The sequence below is a fragment of the Guyparkeria halophila genome (assembly GCF_034479635.1).
Lineage (GTDB): Bacteria > Pseudomonadota > Gammaproteobacteria > Halothiobacillales > Halothiobacillaceae > Guyparkeria > Guyparkeria halophila.
Genome location: NZ_CP140153.1, coordinates 1,325,306 through 1,340,295, shown reverse-complemented (window position 1 = coordinate 1,340,295; position 14,990 = coordinate 1,325,306). Strand labels below are relative to the sequence as shown.

The 14,990-nt window shown below is 64.5% G+C and carries 17 protein-coding genes; 2 read left to right on the top strand and 15 right to left on the bottom strand.

What is annotated here, in order from left to right; genetic code table 11:
• Nucleotides 1-61 precede the first annotated feature (61 nt).
• Nucleotides 62-1,525, bottom strand: coding sequence for an NAD-dependent succinate-semialdehyde dehydrogenase (locus SR882_RS06205; RefSeq protein WP_322520391.1), 1,464 nt, complete (start codon nucleotides 1,523-1,525; stop codon nucleotides 62-64).
• Nucleotides 1,526-1,544: 19 nt separating this feature from the next.
• On the bottom strand, nucleotides 1,545-2,585 hold the full coding sequence (locus SR882_RS06200) for an aldo/keto reductase (RefSeq protein ID WP_322520390.1): 1,041 nt from the start codon (nucleotides 2,583-2,585) through the stop codon (nucleotides 1,545-1,547).
• A 135-nt stretch (nucleotides 2,586-2,720) separates the two neighbouring features.
• On the opposite strand from SR882_RS06200, the gene SR882_RS06195 reads away from it, so the two are divergent.
• Nucleotides 2,721-3,272: a hypothetical protein gene (locus SR882_RS06195; protein ID WP_322520389.1), complete on the top strand. Its 552-nt coding sequence runs from the start codon at nucleotides 2,721-2,723 to the stop codon at nucleotides 3,270-3,272.
• A gap of 85 nt (nucleotides 3,273-3,357) precedes the next feature.
• On the opposite strand, the gene alr is transcribed toward SR882_RS06195, so the two are convergent.
• From alr to rpsF, 5 genes are all read right to left on the bottom strand, one after another.
• Nucleotides 3,358-4,452, bottom strand: coding sequence for an alanine racemase (gene alr / locus SR882_RS06190; protein ID WP_322520388.1), 1,095 nt, complete (start codon nucleotides 4,450-4,452; stop codon nucleotides 3,358-3,360).
• Nucleotides 4,452-5,876: a replicative DNA helicase gene (gene dnaB, locus SR882_RS06185; protein WP_322520387.1), complete on the bottom strand. Its 1,425-nt coding sequence runs from the start codon at nucleotides 5,874-5,876 to the stop codon at nucleotides 4,452-4,454. Before dnaB ends, alr begins: the two co-directional genes overlap by 1 nt.
• A 274-nt stretch (nucleotides 5,877-6,150) precedes the next feature.
• Nucleotides 6,151-6,606, bottom strand: coding sequence for a 50S ribosomal protein L9 (gene rplI, locus SR882_RS06180; RefSeq protein ID WP_322520386.1), 456 nt, complete (start codon nucleotides 6,604-6,606; stop codon nucleotides 6,151-6,153).
• A gap of 36 nt (nucleotides 6,607-6,642) precedes the next feature.
• A complete protein-coding gene (gene rpsR, locus SR882_RS06175) occupies nucleotides 6,643-6,867 on the bottom strand; it encodes a 30S ribosomal protein S18 (protein WP_125198602.1) in 225 nt (74 codons plus the stop codon).
• A gap of 19 nt (nucleotides 6,868-6,886) precedes the next feature.
• Entirely contained in the window at nucleotides 6,887-7,297 is a 411-nt protein-coding gene (gene rpsF, locus SR882_RS06170) for a 30S ribosomal protein S6 (RefSeq protein WP_322520385.1), read from the bottom strand.
• Between the two features lie 156 nt (nucleotides 7,298-7,453).
• Here rpsF and SR882_RS06165 point away from each other — a divergent pair, with 156 nt between their 5' ends.
• The gene (locus SR882_RS06165; protein ID WP_322520384.1) at nucleotides 7,454-8,146 is read left to right on the top strand and encodes a YoaK family protein; all 693 of its coding nucleotides are present in this window, start codon (nucleotides 7,454-7,456) and stop codon (nucleotides 8,144-8,146) included.
• On the opposite strand, the gene acpS is transcribed toward SR882_RS06165, so the two are convergent.
• Genes acpS through lepA form a run of 8 tightly spaced genes read right to left on the bottom strand, consistent with a single transcriptional unit; the run spans nucleotide 8,136 to nucleotide 14,926 of the window.
• Complete coding sequence (gene acpS / locus SR882_RS06160; protein ID WP_322520383.1) at nucleotides 8,136-8,510, bottom strand: holo-ACP synthase; 375 nt, start codon at nucleotides 8,508-8,510, stop codon at nucleotides 8,136-8,138. The two genes, SR882_RS06165 and acpS, sit on opposite strands and share 11 nt — an antisense overlap.
• A 26-nt stretch (nucleotides 8,511-8,536) precedes the next feature.
• The gene (gene pdxJ / locus SR882_RS06155) at nucleotides 8,537-9,301 is read right to left on the bottom strand and encodes a pyridoxine 5'-phosphate synthase (protein WP_322520382.1); all 765 of its coding nucleotides are present in this window, start codon (nucleotides 9,299-9,301) and stop codon (nucleotides 8,537-8,539) included.
• 60 nt (nucleotides 9,302-9,361) lie between these two features.
• Entirely contained in the window at nucleotides 9,362-10,084 is a 723-nt protein-coding gene (gene recO / locus SR882_RS06150; RefSeq protein WP_322520381.1) for a DNA repair protein RecO, read from the bottom strand.
• Nucleotides 10,085-10,120: 36 nt separating this feature from the next.
• Nucleotides 10,121-11,020, bottom strand: coding sequence for a GTPase Era (era, locus tag SR882_RS06145; protein ID WP_322520380.1), 900 nt, complete (start codon nucleotides 11,018-11,020; stop codon nucleotides 10,121-10,123).
• Nucleotides 11,017-11,760, bottom strand: coding sequence for a ribonuclease III (gene rnc, locus SR882_RS06140; RefSeq protein WP_322520379.1), 744 nt, complete (start codon nucleotides 11,758-11,760; stop codon nucleotides 11,017-11,019). The genes era and rnc overlap by 4 nt, the downstream gene beginning before the upstream one ends.
• Nucleotides 11,747-12,163, bottom strand: a complete 417-nt coding sequence (locus tag SR882_RS06135; protein ID WP_322520378.1) for a DUF4845 domain-containing protein — start codon at nucleotides 12,161-12,163, stop codon at nucleotides 11,747-11,749. The genes rnc and SR882_RS06135 overlap by 14 nt, the downstream gene beginning before the upstream one ends.
• A 55-nt stretch (nucleotides 12,164-12,218) precedes the next feature.
• Nucleotides 12,219-13,058 (bottom strand): signal peptidase I, encoded by an 840-nt coding sequence (lepB, locus tag SR882_RS06130; RefSeq protein ID WP_322520377.1) that lies wholly within the window; start codon nucleotides 13,056-13,058, stop codon nucleotides 12,219-12,221.
• A 56-nt stretch (nucleotides 13,059-13,114) separates the two neighbouring features.
• Nucleotides 13,115-14,926 (bottom strand): translation elongation factor 4, encoded by a 1,812-nt coding sequence (gene lepA, locus SR882_RS06125; RefSeq protein ID WP_322520376.1) that lies wholly within the window; start codon nucleotides 14,924-14,926, stop codon nucleotides 13,115-13,117.
• Nucleotides 14,927-14,990: the final 64 nt, after the last annotated feature.

Below are 14,990 nucleotides of genomic sequence, written 5' to 3'. Positions count from 1 at the left end.
CCCTAGCGCTGGCGACGGGCCTCCCTGCTGAAACAACCAACGGGCATCGGCCCCAATGGCCTCACCCCATCAGCAGGTATTTGGTCTCCAGGTACTCGTCCAATCCCTCGCTCGCGCCCTCGCGCCCCAGGCCCGATGCCTTGACCCCACCGAAGGGTGCCGCGGCATTGGACACCAGTCCGGTGTTGATCCCGATCATGCCCGCCTCGATCGCCTCGGCCACCCGCCAGACCCGGTGGACGTTCTCGCTATAGAAATAGGCCGCCAGACCGAAAGGCGTGTCGTTCGCCATTTCGATCGCCTGCGCCTCGTCGGTAAAGCGTGACACGGCCACCAGTGGGCCGAACGTCTCCTCGTGCATGACCTGCATCGATTGGCGGATTTCCGTCAGCAGCGTCGGCAGCACGTAATTTTCGCCGCGGGGATCACGTCGCCCGCCGGTAACCAGCGTGGCGCCCTGGGCTGTCGCATCCTCGATCTGCGCCAGCACCTTGTCCGCGGCCGCCTTGTCGATCAGTGGGGTCACGTCGGAATCGGGGTTCATCCCGTCGCCCAATTCCAGGCCCTCGATGCGGTCCTTCAGCCGGCCGATGAACGCGTCATACATCCCTTCCTGAACGTAGAAGCGGTTGACGCAAACACAGGTCTGGCCGGTGTTTCGGAACTTGGCGGCGATCGCGCCTTCCACGGCAGCCTCGAGATCGGCATCGTCGAACACGATAAACGGCGCGTTCCCCCCCAGTTCCAGGGAAATCTTCTGCACGTTCCCGGCCGCCTGGCGCATCAGCGCACTACCCACCTCGGTCGAACCGGTGAACGAGATCTTGCGCACGATCGGGTTGGCCGTCATCTCGCCGGCAATCTCGCTTGCCGAACCGGTCAACACGTTGAATACCCCCGTCGGCACCCCGGCCTGTTCCGCGAGCGCCGCCAATGCCAACGCGGAAAACGGCGTGGCGCTGGCCGGTTTGACGACGATCGGGCAACCGGCGGCGAGCGCGGCAGCCGCCTTGCGGGTAATCATCGAGGAGGGGAAATTCCAGGGGGTGATTGCCGCACAGACGCCGATCGGCTGGCGGATCACCACGATTTGCTGCCCGGTTTTGGCCGGCGGGATGGTCCGACCATAGGCACGCCGGGCCTCTTCCGCGAACCACTTGAGAAACGAGGCCGCGTAGCGGATCTCGCCGGCCGATTCGGCCAGCGGCTTGCCCTGCTCGATCGTCATGATCCGCGCCAGCACCTGTTCATGCTCGAGCATCAGTTCGTACCAGCGGTACAAGATCGCGCCGCGCGCCTCGGCGGTCTGTGCCCGCCAGGCCGGCCAGGCCCGGTTGGCCGCCTCGATCGCCTGCCGCGTGTGCTCAGCTCCCAGCCGGGGGACCGCGCCGATCTGCGCGCCGTTGGCCGGGTTGGTCACCACCTGTCGTTCCGCATCCTCGGGCGAAATCCACTGCCCGTCGATAAAGCATGCCTCGCGGAACAAGGGGTTGGCGGCGGTCGATGCGATCAGATCTTCACTCATGGTCGTCTCCCTTCCGACGTCAGACCGTGGGGTTCGGATAGCGGGCGTCGATCGCATCGATCGCGTCGAGCAGTTCCGACGAAAGTGACACATCGGCCGCGGCAATGTTTTCCTCGAGCTGGCGCAGGGTGGTGGCACCGATAATGGTGGCGGCCACCTCGGGGCGACGCAGGGTGAACGCGATCGCCATCTGTGCCGGCGACAGACCGTGCTCGCGGGCCAGATCCACGTAGGCGCGGGTCGCCGCGGCGGCGTTGGGCTTTTCATAACGTTGGCCGAAATCGGGGAAGCGCGTGATGCGGCCCGGGGCCGACGGATCGTCCAGGTATTTGCCGGTCAGATGACCGAATGCCAGCGGACTGTAGGGCAACAGCGCCACATCGAGCTCATTGCAGACCTCGGCCAGCCCCCCGGTTTCGAAGGTCCGGTTCATCAGATGGTAGGCGTTCTGCACCGAGGTGACGACCGGCAGCCCATGTCGACGCGCCGCCTCGACGAAGGCCATCACCCCGAAGGGCGTCTCGTTCGACAGCCCCACATACCGGATCTTGCCGGCCTCGACCTGTTCGCCGAGTGCCCGTAACTGCTCATCGATCGACTCGCTCTCCCAACGTTCGTCGGGGTCGTAATAGGCCTGGCCGAACTTGGGCACGTACCGATCCGGCCAATGAATCTGGTAGAGATCGACGTAGTCGGTCTGCAAACGACCGAGGCTATCGTCGATCGCCTTCCGGACGTGTTCTCGCGTCACGCGAGGACCACCACGAACATGATTGAGGCTGGCACGCCCCGCGCCGGTGATCTTGGTGGCGATGATCAGCTCGTCACGCCGCTGCTTGCGCAACCAGGAACCAACGTAGGACTCCGTGCGCCCCTGTGTCTCTGCCCGTGGGGGTACCGGATACATCTCCGCGGTATCGATGAAGTTGATCCCGGAAGCGATCGCGTGATCGAGTTGCTCGTGTGCCTCGCCCTCCGTGTTCTGCTCGCCAAAGGTCATCGTGCCGAGACAGATCTCGCTCACCTTGAGGCCACTGTTGCCCAATCGTCGGTATTCCATCGTTTCTCCAAGCGCTTTACTCTGTGAAACCGCTCGGGGTGAGCGGCCGCGTGGTGCAGGACGTGCCCTTGCAAGCCTGGCTCATCGGGTCCGGCCCATGCAGCCACACGAATTTAGCCCAGTAGAGTAGCCGAGATGACAGACGTTTCCAGTCAGGTCGCCGCCGTCCACCTCGAGCTGATCGAGGCCGTGGGCGCCGCTCTTGCCTCATCCAAGTCCACCGCGACGGCGGACACCGCCGCGTTGCTGGCAATCGAGCGGTACCGGGAGGATGGCTGGAACGATTTGGCCAAGGCCCTCAGGAGACGCCTGGCGGGAAAGACAGTCGACGCATCGACGCTCGATGAAGAAGATCGCATGATCCTCGCGGCGATCGAGCGGGCCACGGATGAGCCCCAGTGGCTACAGCATGTCGCCGAACAGGCCGAAGTCGAGGCGGCCGAGCAGATTGCCGCCTTGATCCTCGCCGCCACCTGGGGGGAGCGCGATGCACTGGCGGCCTTGAACGAGATGCGCGAGGCGGCCCGGGCGGCTGGCGTCCAGGGTTCGACGGCGCACGCCTTCGTTGCCATCGTCGAAGGAGAGCGCCGGCTGGATGCCCTCCTGGAAAGCCACGAGAACGCCCAGACCGGATTGGTTGGACGCACCCTGGCGGCACTCGCCCTGCGGGAGCAGGACCAGGACTGAGCCCAGCAACGGTGCTGCCCAGCGTGTCATCCACCCGCCGCCGCGGGTGGGCACCTGGCGCCCCGCAGCGGCGTGCAGCATTTCCCTAGTCGAGAATCGTGGCCTCGGCTCGCAACTGCCCGCTGACCTGGCACATCAGCTCGTAACTGATCGTGCCGGCGGCCTGCGCCACTTGATCGATTGGCAAGCCACTGCCCCAGCATTCCACCTCGTCACCCACCTGCGCGTGGATGCCACGCAGGTCCACCGTCACCAGGTCCATCGAGACCCGCCCGATCACCTGGCTGCGCTGACCGTTGACGAGGATCGGCGTGCCATCCGGCGCATGCCGCGGATACCCATCGCCGTAGCCGACCGATGCCAGTCCCACCGGCATCGTCTCCGGGGCGACGAAACGCCCCCCGTAGCCGACGGAGGCCCCGCGCTGGACCTGGCGAACGGCAACCAGCACCGTCTTGAGGGTCATGGCAGCCTGCAGAGGATGGTGGGCCGCCTCGCCGAAAATGAACGGATTGCCGCCGTAGAGCATGATGCCCGGGCGGACCCAGTCGCCACCGGCGGCGCTCGTACCCAGCAGGGCCGCGGAATTGCACATGCTCGTCTCACCCGACCAGTCGCCTGCCACGGCAGCAAACGTCTGGATTTGCTGCTCGGTCGCCGAACCATCCGGCTCGTCGGCTCGGGCAAAATGGGTCATCAGGCCGATCGTCCCCCCGACTGCCGGACTGGCCGACAACCGCTCGCGAACCGATGGCACCTGCTCGGGTGCCAGCCCCTCGCGATGCATGCCCGTGTCCACCTTGATCCAGGCGCGGAGGCGTTCCGGCGGCAAAGAAGCGGCGTGGCGCTCCAACAGGTCGAGTTGCGCCATGTCGTGAAAGACCAACTCCAGCGAGCGCTCGGCGGCGGCCTCCAGTTCCTCGGCGGTCAGCGCCCCCTGCAGCACCAGAATCCGTTCGGACAACCCCGCCTCTCGCAGCGCGATGCCCTCCCCCGGCGTCGCCACGGCCAGGCCGTCCGTCTGGGCCTTCGAGAAGGCCCGCGCCGCCGTGAGCAGCCCGTGACCGTAGCCGTCGGCCTTGACCGCGGCGAAGATCGACCGTCTACCCGCCGCGGCCCGCGCGACGCCGAGATTATGGCGCAACGCCCCGGTATCGATCAGCAGACGCGCGCGCCGCATCACCGGTAGGCTTCCGGAATGCTCTCGGGGCTGATGAAGTCCTCGAACCGGGTGTTCTGGCCGCGGAAGGTCATCGGCACCGTGCCGACCGGGCCGTTACGCTGCTTGCCGATGATGATCTCGGCCATGCCCTTCTTCTCGGTATCGGGCTCGTAGACCTCTTCCCGGTAGATGAACATGATGATGTCGGCATCCTGCTCGATCGCACCCGACTCGCGCAGGTCAGACATCACCGGACGCTTGTTGGGGCGTTGCTCGAGCGAGCGGTTGAGCTGGGAGAGCGCGATCACCGGCACGTTGAGTTCCTTGGCGACCGCCTTGAGCGAGCGCGAGATCTCGGAGATCTCGGTGGTGCGGTTCTCCTTGGAGCCCGGCACCTGCATCAACTGGAGATAGTCGACCACGATCAGGCCAAGGTCCTCTTCCCGCGCGAGCCGCCGCGCCCGCGAACGCAGATCGGATGGCGAGAGGGCCGGGGTGTCGTCGATAAAGATCTTGGTCTGGCTCAGTTGCCCTACCGCCCCGGAAATACGATGCCAGTCGCTGTCTTCCAGACGGCCGGTGCGCACCTTGGTCTGGTCGATCCGCCCCAGAGACGACAGCATCCGCACGGCCAGCTGATCGCCCGGCATCTCCATCGAGAACACCGCGACGGCCTTCTTGCTGTACAGGGCGACATTCTCGGCGATGTTCATCGAGAAGGTCGTCTTGCCCATCGACGGACGGCCGGCGACGATCACCAGATCGCCCTTCTGCAGGCCGGTGGTCATCTCGTCGAGATCGCTGAACCCGGTGCTGATACCGGTTACTTCGCCCTTGTTCTCGTAGAGCTCGGCAATCCGGTCCATGGCCACGGTCAACAGATCCGTGATGCTTTGAAAGCCGCGCCGGGTCCGAGAACCCTCGTCGGCAATGGCGAAGATCTGCTTTTCCGCCAGTTCCAGCACGTCGTAGGCCGTCTGCCCCTCGGTCTGGTAACTCTTGCGGGAGATCTCGGTGCCGACCTCGATCAGTTGGCGCAACAGCGAGTGCTCACGGATGATCTCGGCATAGGCGGCTATGTTGGCCGCACTGGGGACCGAATCGACCAGGGCCGCCAGGTAATCGTTGCCACCGATATCCTCGAGTTTCTCGAGCGTCTTGAGGCGCTCGGAGACCACCATCGCGTCGAAGGGCTGGCTGCGTTCGGCCAGCTCCCCGATCACCTGGAATACCAGTCGATGGTCGTGGAAATAGAAATCCGGGGCCGTGAGCTTGTCGCCCACCTGCTCGAAGGCGAGTGGGTCGAGCATCAGCCCGCCCAGCACGGCCTGCTCGGCCTCCTGGGAATGCGGCGGCACCCGCAATGACAGCGGTGAGCCGACCGCTGAATTCGCGCTGCGACGGGGTTTGGGCTTGTCGGAATCGTAGTCCGGGAGTGACATGAATCTCGTGTACCAGAAGGTGTGACGGCGCAAGGGGACGTCTGACGGCGATCGTCGTGACGGCCGGTTGGGACTCCCCGATGGAAGGGTGGATGATACGCCCTGCGTGGGACGTTGACCACGCGGATCCAGACCGGTTCCCTGATTCAAAAGCGGGACGTTTTCGGTGTCGGCGGAACAAAAGAAAGGCCCGCACCTCAACGAGGGCGGGCCTGTACGCACTGTCGGCCAAGCTCACGGGACACCAAGGCCCCGCAATGACCGGTCGACCGGATTACTGCTCCGGAACGACCACGACGTTGATCTCGACGTCGACTTCCGAGTGCAGGTGCAGCTGGATCGGGAACTCGCCCAGCGCGCGCAGGGCGCCTTCCGGCATCCGCACTTCACGCTTCTCCATCTCGACACCGAATGCCTCGTTGACGGCGGCGGCCACCTCGTCGGTGCCGACCGAGCCAAACAGCTTGCCTTCGGCGCCGGCCTTGACCGGGATGGTGACGCTGGCTTCTTCACCGATCTTGTCGGCTCGAGCCTGAGCGGCGGCCAGCTCTTCGGCGGCCTTCTTCTCGAGCTCGGCGCGGCGCTCTTCGAACTCGGCCATGTTGGCCTTCGTCGCCGGCTTGGCCTTTGCATACGGGATCAGGAAATTACGGGCGTAGCCCGGACGAACGTTGACCACGTCGCCCAGCGAGCCGAGGTTCTCGACCTTACTCAACAGAATTACTTGCATGGGATATTGACTCCTAGACGCTCAAGACGGACGCGATCAGTGACGGTCGGTGTACGACAGCAGGGCCAGAAAGCGCGCACGCTTGATGGCGGTCTGCAGCTGACGCTGATAACGGGCGTTGGTACCAGTCACGCGGCTCGGCACGATCTTGCCGGTTTCGGTGACGTACTGACGCAGGGTGTCAATGTCCTTGTAATCGATGTGCTTCACGCCCTCGGCGGTGAAACGGCAAAAACGCTTGCGACGGAAAAAACGGGCCATGGATCAAACCTCTTGAAACTTATTCGCTGGAGTCGTCGGACTTCTTGTCGTCGTCACGACGCTCTTCGCGCTTGTTGTCATCGTCACGACGGCGCGGACGGCGCTCGGCTTCGCGCTCCTGCATCATCGGGGAGGCTTCGGTGTAGGCCTCGTCGCAACGGATGGTCATGTGGCGCAGGACGGCGTCGTTGAACTTGAACGCTTCCTCAAGCTCGGCCAGGGCAGCCTGGTCGGTCTCGACGTTCAGCATGACGTAGTGCGCCTTGACCAGTTTCTTGATCGGGTAGGCCAGTTGACGGCGACCCCAGTCCTCGAGGCGGTGGACCGTGCCCTGTGCGGCTTCGATGATGCCGCGGTAGCGCTCGATCATGGCGGGGACCTGGTCGCTCTGGTCCGGATGGACCATGAAGACGATTTCGTAATGACGCATGGATCAAAACTCCTGTGGATGGAAGGCAGCCTGCCGCATGCGGAACGGTCAGGCAGGAGAAACAAGCGGCGCATTTTACGGCCATTCCCCGTCTACAGCAAGGGCAATCGGGCGATTATCCTCGCCGCATCATCCGCTTGTTGAGACCACATCCCCATGCCCTACCCGCCACGCACCACCGACGAGTCCGCTTCCAGCAAGACGTTCCTGATCGCCTTCGTGATGGCGGGCCTGGCCGGTCACGTGAACAGCGTCATGCTGATCGCGTTCGGGCTGCCCGTCAGCCAGATGACCGGCACGGCGTCCCACCTGAGCGAGGGCATGGCGCTGGCCAGCCCGATGGTGGTCATCACCGCGGTGATTATCCTGGCCGGTTTCATCGGCGGTGCCACGCTCTCGGGCCTGCTGATCGGGAGACGACCGTTCCCGCAAAGCACGCGTTATGCCTGGGCCCTGGGTCTCGAATCGCTATTGCTGGGAATCGCCGTGCTCGGCGTGATCCTGGGAAGCGCCATCGCGGCATTGGCGGCCGCCGCGATCGCCTGCGGCCTGCAGAATGCGTTGGTGGCGAGCTACCGGGGCCTGTTGATCCGCACCACCCACGTCACCGGCATCGCCACGGATCTGGGCCTATACCTCGCCCGCCTCATTCGGCGCCGCGCCTGGGCGTGGCAAGGCTGGCTCCTGATCACCCTGCTTGGCGGCTACGTGGCCGGCGGGGCCATGGCGGTATTCGCCCAGGGGCCGCTCGGAACGGTCAACAACCTGCTGGTCCCTACCGTGGCCACCGGGCTGATCGCCGTGACCGATGCCTTGTATCAGCGACGTCGCCGCGCGCTTAACCGCTGATCACGACAAAGGCGAGTGCGTAGGCGCGCTCGTCGCTGACCGAAAGCTCGATCGACACCCCACCCAGGGACTCGAACCGTTCGCGCGCCTTGCCGTCGAGCTGGACGCGCGGGCGACCGTAGTCGTCGTGTCCGGTCTGGATGTCGACCAACCGCAAGCCATCCCGAAACCCGGTACCCAGGGCCTTGGCGACGGCCTCCTTGGTCGCGAAGCGCTTGGCGATCCAGGGGGCCGGATTGCGATCCGGCACCCGCTCGCGCTCCACGGGGCCCAGCACACGCTCAACCAGGCGCGAGCCGTGGCGATCGAGCGCCGCCTCGATACGTGCAATCTCGACCAGATCGGTGCCGATACCCAGAATCATGTCAGCGGTGTCCGGCCGGGACCCGGTCAGCCGGCAGAGCGACCAAAGCGGGCGGCGTGCATCAGCGTCTTCATCTCGCGCACGGCCGCCGGCAGACCGGAGAAGACCGACTGGGCGATGATCGCGTGCCCGATATTGAGTTCCTCGATCTGCTCGATGGCCGCGATCGCCGCCACGTTGTGGTAGTGCAGCCCGTGACCGGCATTGACGGCCAGCCCCACGTCGGCGGCATCCCGGGCACACTGTCGAATCAGATCGAGTTGCTCCTGGGCCGCATGATCGTCGATGGCATCGGCGTAGTGGCCGGTGTGGATTTCGATTACCGGGGCCTCGCAGGCCACCGCGGCATCGATCTGCCGCGGGTCGGCATCGACGAACAGCGACACGCGAATACCGGCCTCGCCCATGCGATCACAGGCCGCGTGGATGCGCTCGATCTGCCCGGCCACGTCCAGACCGCCCTCGGTGGTCAATTCCTCGCGGCGCTCGGGCACCAGGCAGACATCGTGCGGGCGGAGCAGGCAGGCCAGTTCGATCATCTCGTCGGTCGCCGCCATCTCGAGATTCATGCGGGTCTGCAGCAGGTCGCGCAGGGTCGCCACGTCACGATCCTGGATGTGGCGACGGTCCTCCCGCAGGTGCAAGGTGATGCTGTCGGCCCCCGACTGCTCGGCGAGCAAGGCGGCGTGCACCGGATCGGGGTAACGCGTCCCGCGCGCCTGACGCAGGGTCGCGACGTGATCGATATTCAGACCGAGCAGGGGGTATTGGGCGGTGACGCGATTGGTCATGGTCTTCGATTTCCGGAGTTCGTGTGGGCGTTGAGCGGATCAATAAATGCGGGGAACAGTCTAGGGCCTGCGCGGCTCGCCTGCATCGGGGCCCGGGGTCGAATCCCTAGTGCTGGGCCACAACCGTCGCGACAAGAACGGGGCCGAGCCCACGTGCGGGGCCAGCAAGCCCTGCATCAGGTCCCGCGCCCGGCGTCGGTCGACGGCATCGGTCAGCGCCTCGTCGCGAGCGATCGCACGCAGCAGGCGGCCCGACACGGCGTTCGCCCCGTTACCGGGCACGATACCGCCCTGCAGGCCGACGCGATATTGCCATTCCGGCTCGATCGGCAGGCCATCGGCCGCCCGTTCCCAGTCAAGCCCGGCACCGAGATGCTCCAGCAGCTGGCGCTCGAACCGTCGCACGACCACCGAAACCGGCATCTCGGGCGAATCGAGCATGGCAAGGCTTTTCCAGTAATCAAGAAACAGGCCCGGCACCGCTTCTTCCGGACGCAGTGCCCGCAGGATCAGCTCATGCAGGTAGAAGGCTGCCGCCAGCGATTGACCGTGCAGAAAGCGAAGCCCCTCGACCGGCTCGGCCCCGGTCAGTATGGGCCATCCCCCTCGCCCGGCGGTCTCCACCTCCAGGCAGACAAAACTGGGCGGGCGCTGACTGCCGCGTTTTTTGACCCGGCGCCCGCCATTCTGGCGCATCCGTACCCAGCCGCGGGTGTCGGTCAACCAGTCGAGCAGCAGACCGTGTTCCTTGAATGGCCGCGCGTGGAGCAGAAAACCGCGCATGGCGTCACCCGCCTCGGCCAACCGGCCCGGTCGGCCTCATTCGGGCAGCTGGTACCCAAGCGCGGCCACCGAGCGTTCATCGTCGGCCCAGTCGTCCGCTACCTTGACCCAAAGATCGAGCATGACGCGCTTGTCGAGCAAATGTTCGATCGCCTCGCGCGCCTGTTGCCCCACGATCTTCAGACGTGAGCCTTTGTTGCCGATCACGATGCCCTTCTGGCCGGCGCGGGCCACGTAGATGACCGCGCCGATCGTGACCAGGCGATCGGTTTCCTCGAAGCGCTCGATCATCACGGTGGTCTGGTAGGGCAACTCGTCGTGGAGCGAGCGAGCGAGCTTTTCGCGGATGATCTCCGCGGTCATGAAACGCACCGGCGCGGTCGTCACCTGGTCCTCGTCGTAGCCGATCGGTCCTTCTGGCAAATACGAGAACACCAGGTCGAGCAGGCCGTCGAGGCCGCGTTGACGTCGGGCGCTCATCGGATAGACCTCGGCGAAGTCGCCCTTGTCGCCGATCCTGGCCAGAAACGGCAGCAGTTCCGTCTTGTCGTTGACCAGATCGACCTTGTTCACCACCAGCACCACCGGCGCCTCGACATGCGAGAGCAGCTTGAGCACGGACTCGTCCTCGGCGCCGAACTGCCCCGCCTGGACCATGAACAGGATCAGGTCGACGCCTTCGAGCGCGCTGCGCGCGGTGCGATTGAGCTGGCGATTGAGGGCATCCCGACCACCCTCGTGCAGCCCCGGCGTGTCGATCAACACGATCTGACCGCGCGGCTCGGTGATGATGCCCGTGATCCGGTGACGGGTTGTCTGTGGCTTCGGCGCGGTGATCGAGACCTTCTGCCCCACCAGCCGGTTGACCAGGGTGGACTTGCCGACGTTGGGACGACCGACGATCGCCACGTGACCGAAACGGGACGATGCCGTCATGTCTGGCTCTCCGATGGGGCGTTGTTGTCGTGACGCTCGCGGAGCGTCTTGAGCATCCGGCGTGCGGCCGTCTGTTCGGCTCGACGGCGCGACGATCCGCTCGCGCGGGTCGCGAACGGATCGTCGCGGAAATTGACCCGGCAGGCGACTTCAAAGGTCTGCTTGTGGGCCTGACCGGTCTGTTCGAGCACCTCGTATTCCGGCAATGGCTGCCGGTCGCGCTGCAGGTATTCCTGCAATTGCGTCTTGGCATCCTTGAGCTGCTGGGCGTCCGGCAGCGAGGTCAACTCGTCGTCGAACAGCGACTGGACCCAATCGTGGGCCGGCGCGAAGCCCTGGTCGAGGTAGAGGGCCCCGATGATCGCCTCAAGTGCGTCGGCGAGGATCGAATCGCGCCGATGGCCACCACTCTTCAACTCGCCGGAGCCCATGACCAGGTAATCGCCCAGCCCGATACGGCGCGCGACTTGAGCCAGGGTTTCCTCGCGTACCACCGAGGCACGCAGACGGGAAAGCGCCCCCTCGGTCGCCTCCGGCTTGTGGCGGTAAAGGTAGTCCGAGATGGCGAGGTTGAGGATCGAATCGCCCAGGAACTCCAGGCGTTCGTTGTTCAGCTTGCCGGACGAGCGATGGCGCAGCGCCTGCGCCAGCAGGTCGGCATTGTCGAAAGACAACCCCAGCGATTGCGCCAGGGCATCCGGATCACGGATCAGGGGATTGCTGCTTTTAGTTACTGACACGGGTCTGATGTTTGAACTCGGCGACGAGTGAGAGGTTGCCGAACAGGGTGGCACGTCCGTCGTAGTTGTAGGTGACGCTGTAGCCGCCGGTGACCGGCCGGATCTCGAACTCCTTGGAGTCGAAGCGATCGTCGGCTTCATTGATGTCCAGCTGCTTGTCGATCTTGCGACGGATTTCCGCCGGGCTTCCGGCCGACTCTTCCTCGAGGCTCTTGAAGATGGTGGTCAGCTTTTGGTCGGCAATGTAAAGCGGCACGACCTGCATCACGACCAGGGCCGCGAAGCCCAGCACGATCGCGGCAATGATCAATCCCACCAGCGACATGCCGCCCTGACGACTGGCGCCAACGACTCGGCCGATCGGCTGACCACGGAATTGTCCCTTCGAAACGCTGTTGTCCATTTCCTTCATCCTCGTCTTGCCCGCCGGTACGAACGGGGCATTCCCTCGTTTGACGTCAATCGGCATCGACGGTGTCGATCGAGCGGCCGATGCGCCCGGTGTCGAATCCACCGTCCTGCCAGTTCCAGTGCAGCCAGATCATAACCGCTTTGCCCACCAGATTCGATTCGGGCACGAAGCCCCAGAAGCGGCTGTCGTTGCTGTGATTGCGGTTGTCGCCCATCACGAAGTAATGCCCCTCGGGTACCGTCCACTGCCCCTCGCCCAGTCGGCGGTCGGTGTCCATGAGAATCTGGTGAGGGCCGCCGTCCGGCAATGTTTCGATCGCCGTGGTCAGGCCGGCATGCTTGAGATTGGCATCGCCCTCGTACCGACCGGTCGTCTCGAGCGGCACGGGTTCGCCGTTGATCCACAGACGCTGATCATCGACACGCACCGTGTCCCCGGGCAAGCCGACGATCCGCTTGATGTAGTCCACCTCGGGCTGTTCGGGATAACGAAACACGGTCACATCGCCGCGATCCGGTTCGTCAATCGGCACGATCTTGGTATTGACCACCGGCAGGCGCAGACCGTAGGTGAACTTGTTGACCAGGATGAAATCACCGACCAGCAGGGTGGGCATCATCGATCCCGACGGGATGCGGAACGGCTCGAACAGGAACGAGCGGATCACCAGCACCGCCAGCAGGATGGGAAAGAACGACTTGGCGTAGTCGACCAGCAGTGGCTCGTGGTCCTTGGTCGCCCCACCCTCGATGCCCGCCTCGGCACCCAGCTGTTGCGCCTCGGCTGCCAGCCGGGCACGGCGCCTGGGCCGGAAGGCCAATCGATCGATCAGCCAGATCAGGCCGCTGACGAAGGTGGCAACCACCAAGAGAAGTTCGAAATCCACGACGTGCTCCGCGTTGGGTCAATCGGGTCGCCCGAACGGGTGGCCCGTAGCGACAATCAGTTCTTGTTGTCCATTTGCAAGACGGCGAGGAACGCTTCCTGGGGCACCTCGACCTTGCCGATGTTCTTCATGCGTTTCTTGCCGGCCTTCTGCTTCTCGATCAGCTTCTTCTTGCGCGAGACATCGCCGCCGTAGCACTTGGCCAGCACGTTCTTGCGCAGCGCCTTGACGTTGGTCCGCGCGATGATCTTGCCGCCGATGGCCGCCTGCAGCGCCACCTCGAACATCTGCTGCGGGATCAGCTCCTTGAGCTTCTCCACCAACTCGCGGCCCCGCTGCTCGGCCTTGTCGCGGTGGACGATCAGCGAGAGCGAATCGACCGCCTCGCCGTTGATCAGGATGTCCATCTTGACCAGGCGGGCCGCCTCGAAGCGGTCCAGGTGGTAATCGAAGGATGCATAACCGCGCGAAACCGATTTCAGGCGATCGAAGAAATCGAGTACCACCTCGGCCATCGGCAGATCGAAGATCAGGGTTACCTGGTTGCCGGAATAGAGCATGTTCTTCTGCACGCCGCGCTTTTCCATGCACAGGCTGAGTACCGGCCCGACGTAGTCCTGCGGGCAGAGGATGTGCGCCTCGATTATCGGCTCGCGGATCTCGTTGATCAGCGTCGGCTCCGGCAGCTGCGAGGGATTGTGGATCTGGTAGGTCGTGCCGTCCTTTTCCTCGATCTCGAAGATGACCGTGGGCGCGGTGGTGATCAGGTCGATGTCGTACTCGCGCTCGAGCCGCTCCTGGATGATCTCCATGTGCAGCAGCCCCAGAAAGCCACAGCGGAAGCCGAAGCCCAGCGCGGTGGAGACTTCCGGCTCGAAGTGCAATGCCGCGTCGTTCAGACGAAGCTTTCGCAGTGCCTCGCGCAGGTCGTCGTAGTGATCCGCCTCCACCGGGTACAGACCGGAGAATACCCGCGGCTGCATCTCCTTGAAGCCCGGCAGCGGGCCATCGGCCGGATTCTCGGCATCGGTCAGGGTATCGCCCACCTTGGCCGAGTCGATGTCCTTGATACCCGCGATCACGAAGCCCACCTCGCCGGCGAGCAGTCCATCTCGCGCTAGCGTCTTGGGGGTGAACACCCCGGTCTTGTCGACGGTGAACACATCGCCCGTCCCCATGGCCTTGATCTTGGCCTTGGGCCGGATCGCCCCGTCGATGACGCGCACCAGCGCGACCACGCCGACGTAGTTGTCGAACCAGGAATCGACGATCAGCGCCTTGAGCGGGCCGTCCTCGTTGCCTTGTGGCGGCGGAATCTGCTCGATCAGGCGCTCGACCACCTCGTCGACGCCCTCGCCTGTCTTGGCCGAGCAGTTCACGGCGTTCTGCGCCTCGATGCCGATGATGTCCTCGATCTCGGCCTTGACCCGGTCGGGTTCGGCGGCCGGCAAGTCGATCTTGTTCAGCACCGGCACGACCTCGAGACCGAGGTCGATCGCGGTGTAGCAGTTGGCCACCGACTGGGCCTCGACACCTTGCGAGGCATCCACCACCAGCAACGCCCCCTCGCAGGCAGCGAGCGAACGCGACACCTCGTAGGAGAAGTCCACGTGCCCAGGGGTGTCGATGAAGTTCAGGCGATAGGTCTCACCGTCGCGGGAGTGATAGTCCAGCGAGACGCTTTGCGCCTTAATGGTGATACCGCGCTCGCGCTCGATGTCCATCGAATCGAGCACCTGCGCGCTCATCTCGCGCTCTTCGAGGCCTTCACAGCGCTGAATGATGCGATCGGCCAAGGTCGACTTGCCGTGGTCAATATGCGCAATGATCGAGAAATTGCGAATCCGGGAGAGTCGCTCGGACGCCATAGAGGTTTAACTTTCGGTTCGTGGGAAAGTCCCGCGGTCAACGAAAACGCGCCGCGAGAAGAGC

Excerpts from the sequence above, each read along its gene's own strand:
- SR882_RS06205 (WP_322520391.1), bottom strand. The coding sequence starts at position 1,525 with ATGAGTGAAGATCTGATCGCATCGACCGCCGCCAACCCCTTGTTCCGC.
- SR882_RS06200 (WP_322520390.1), bottom strand. The coding sequence starts at position 2,585 with ATGGAATACCGACGATTGGGCAACAGTGGCCTCAAGGTGAGCGAGATC.
- SR882_RS06195 (WP_322520389.1), top strand. The coding sequence starts at position 2,721 with ATGACAGACGTTTCCAGTCAGGTCGCCGCCGTCCACCTCGAGCTGATC.
- alr (WP_322520388.1), bottom strand. The coding sequence starts at position 4,452 with ATGCGGCGCGCGCGTCTGCTGATCGATACCGGGGCGTTGCGCCATAAT.
- dnaB (WP_322520387.1), bottom strand. The coding sequence starts at position 5,876 with ATGTCACTCCCGGACTACGATTCCGACAAGCCCAAACCCCGTCGCAGC.
- rplI (WP_322520386.1), bottom strand. The coding sequence starts at position 6,606 with ATGCAAGTAATTCTGTTGAGTAAGGTCGAGAACCTCGGCTCGCTGGGC.
- rpsR (WP_125198602.1), bottom strand. The coding sequence starts at position 6,867 with ATGGCCCGTTTTTTCCGTCGCAAGCGTTTTTGCCGTTTCACCGCCGAG.
- rpsF (WP_322520385.1), bottom strand. The coding sequence starts at position 7,297 with ATGCGTCATTACGAAATCGTCTTCATGGTCCATCCGGACCAGAGCGAC.
- SR882_RS06165 (WP_322520384.1), top strand. The coding sequence starts at position 7,454 with ATGCCCTACCCGCCACGCACCACCGACGAGTCCGCTTCCAGCAAGACG.
- acpS (WP_322520383.1), bottom strand. The coding sequence starts at position 8,510 with ATGATTCTGGGTATCGGCACCGATCTGGTCGAGATTGCACGTATCGAG.
- pdxJ (WP_322520382.1), bottom strand. The coding sequence starts at position 9,301 with ATGACCAATCGCGTCACCGCCCAATACCCCCTGCTCGGTCTGAATATC.
- recO (WP_322520381.1), bottom strand. The coding sequence starts at position 10,084 with ATGCGCGGTTTTCTGCTCCACGCGCGGCCATTCAAGGAACACGGTCTG.
- era (WP_322520380.1), bottom strand. The coding sequence starts at position 11,020 with ATGACGGCATCGTCCCGTTTCGGTCACGTGGCGATCGTCGGTCGTCCC.
- SR882_RS06135 (WP_322520378.1), bottom strand. The coding sequence starts at position 12,163 with ATGGACAACAGCGTTTCGAAGGGACAATTCCGTGGTCAGCCGATCGGC.
- lepA (WP_322520376.1), bottom strand. The coding sequence starts at position 14,926 with ATGGCGTCCGAGCGACTCTCCCGGATTCGCAATTTCTCGATCATTGCG.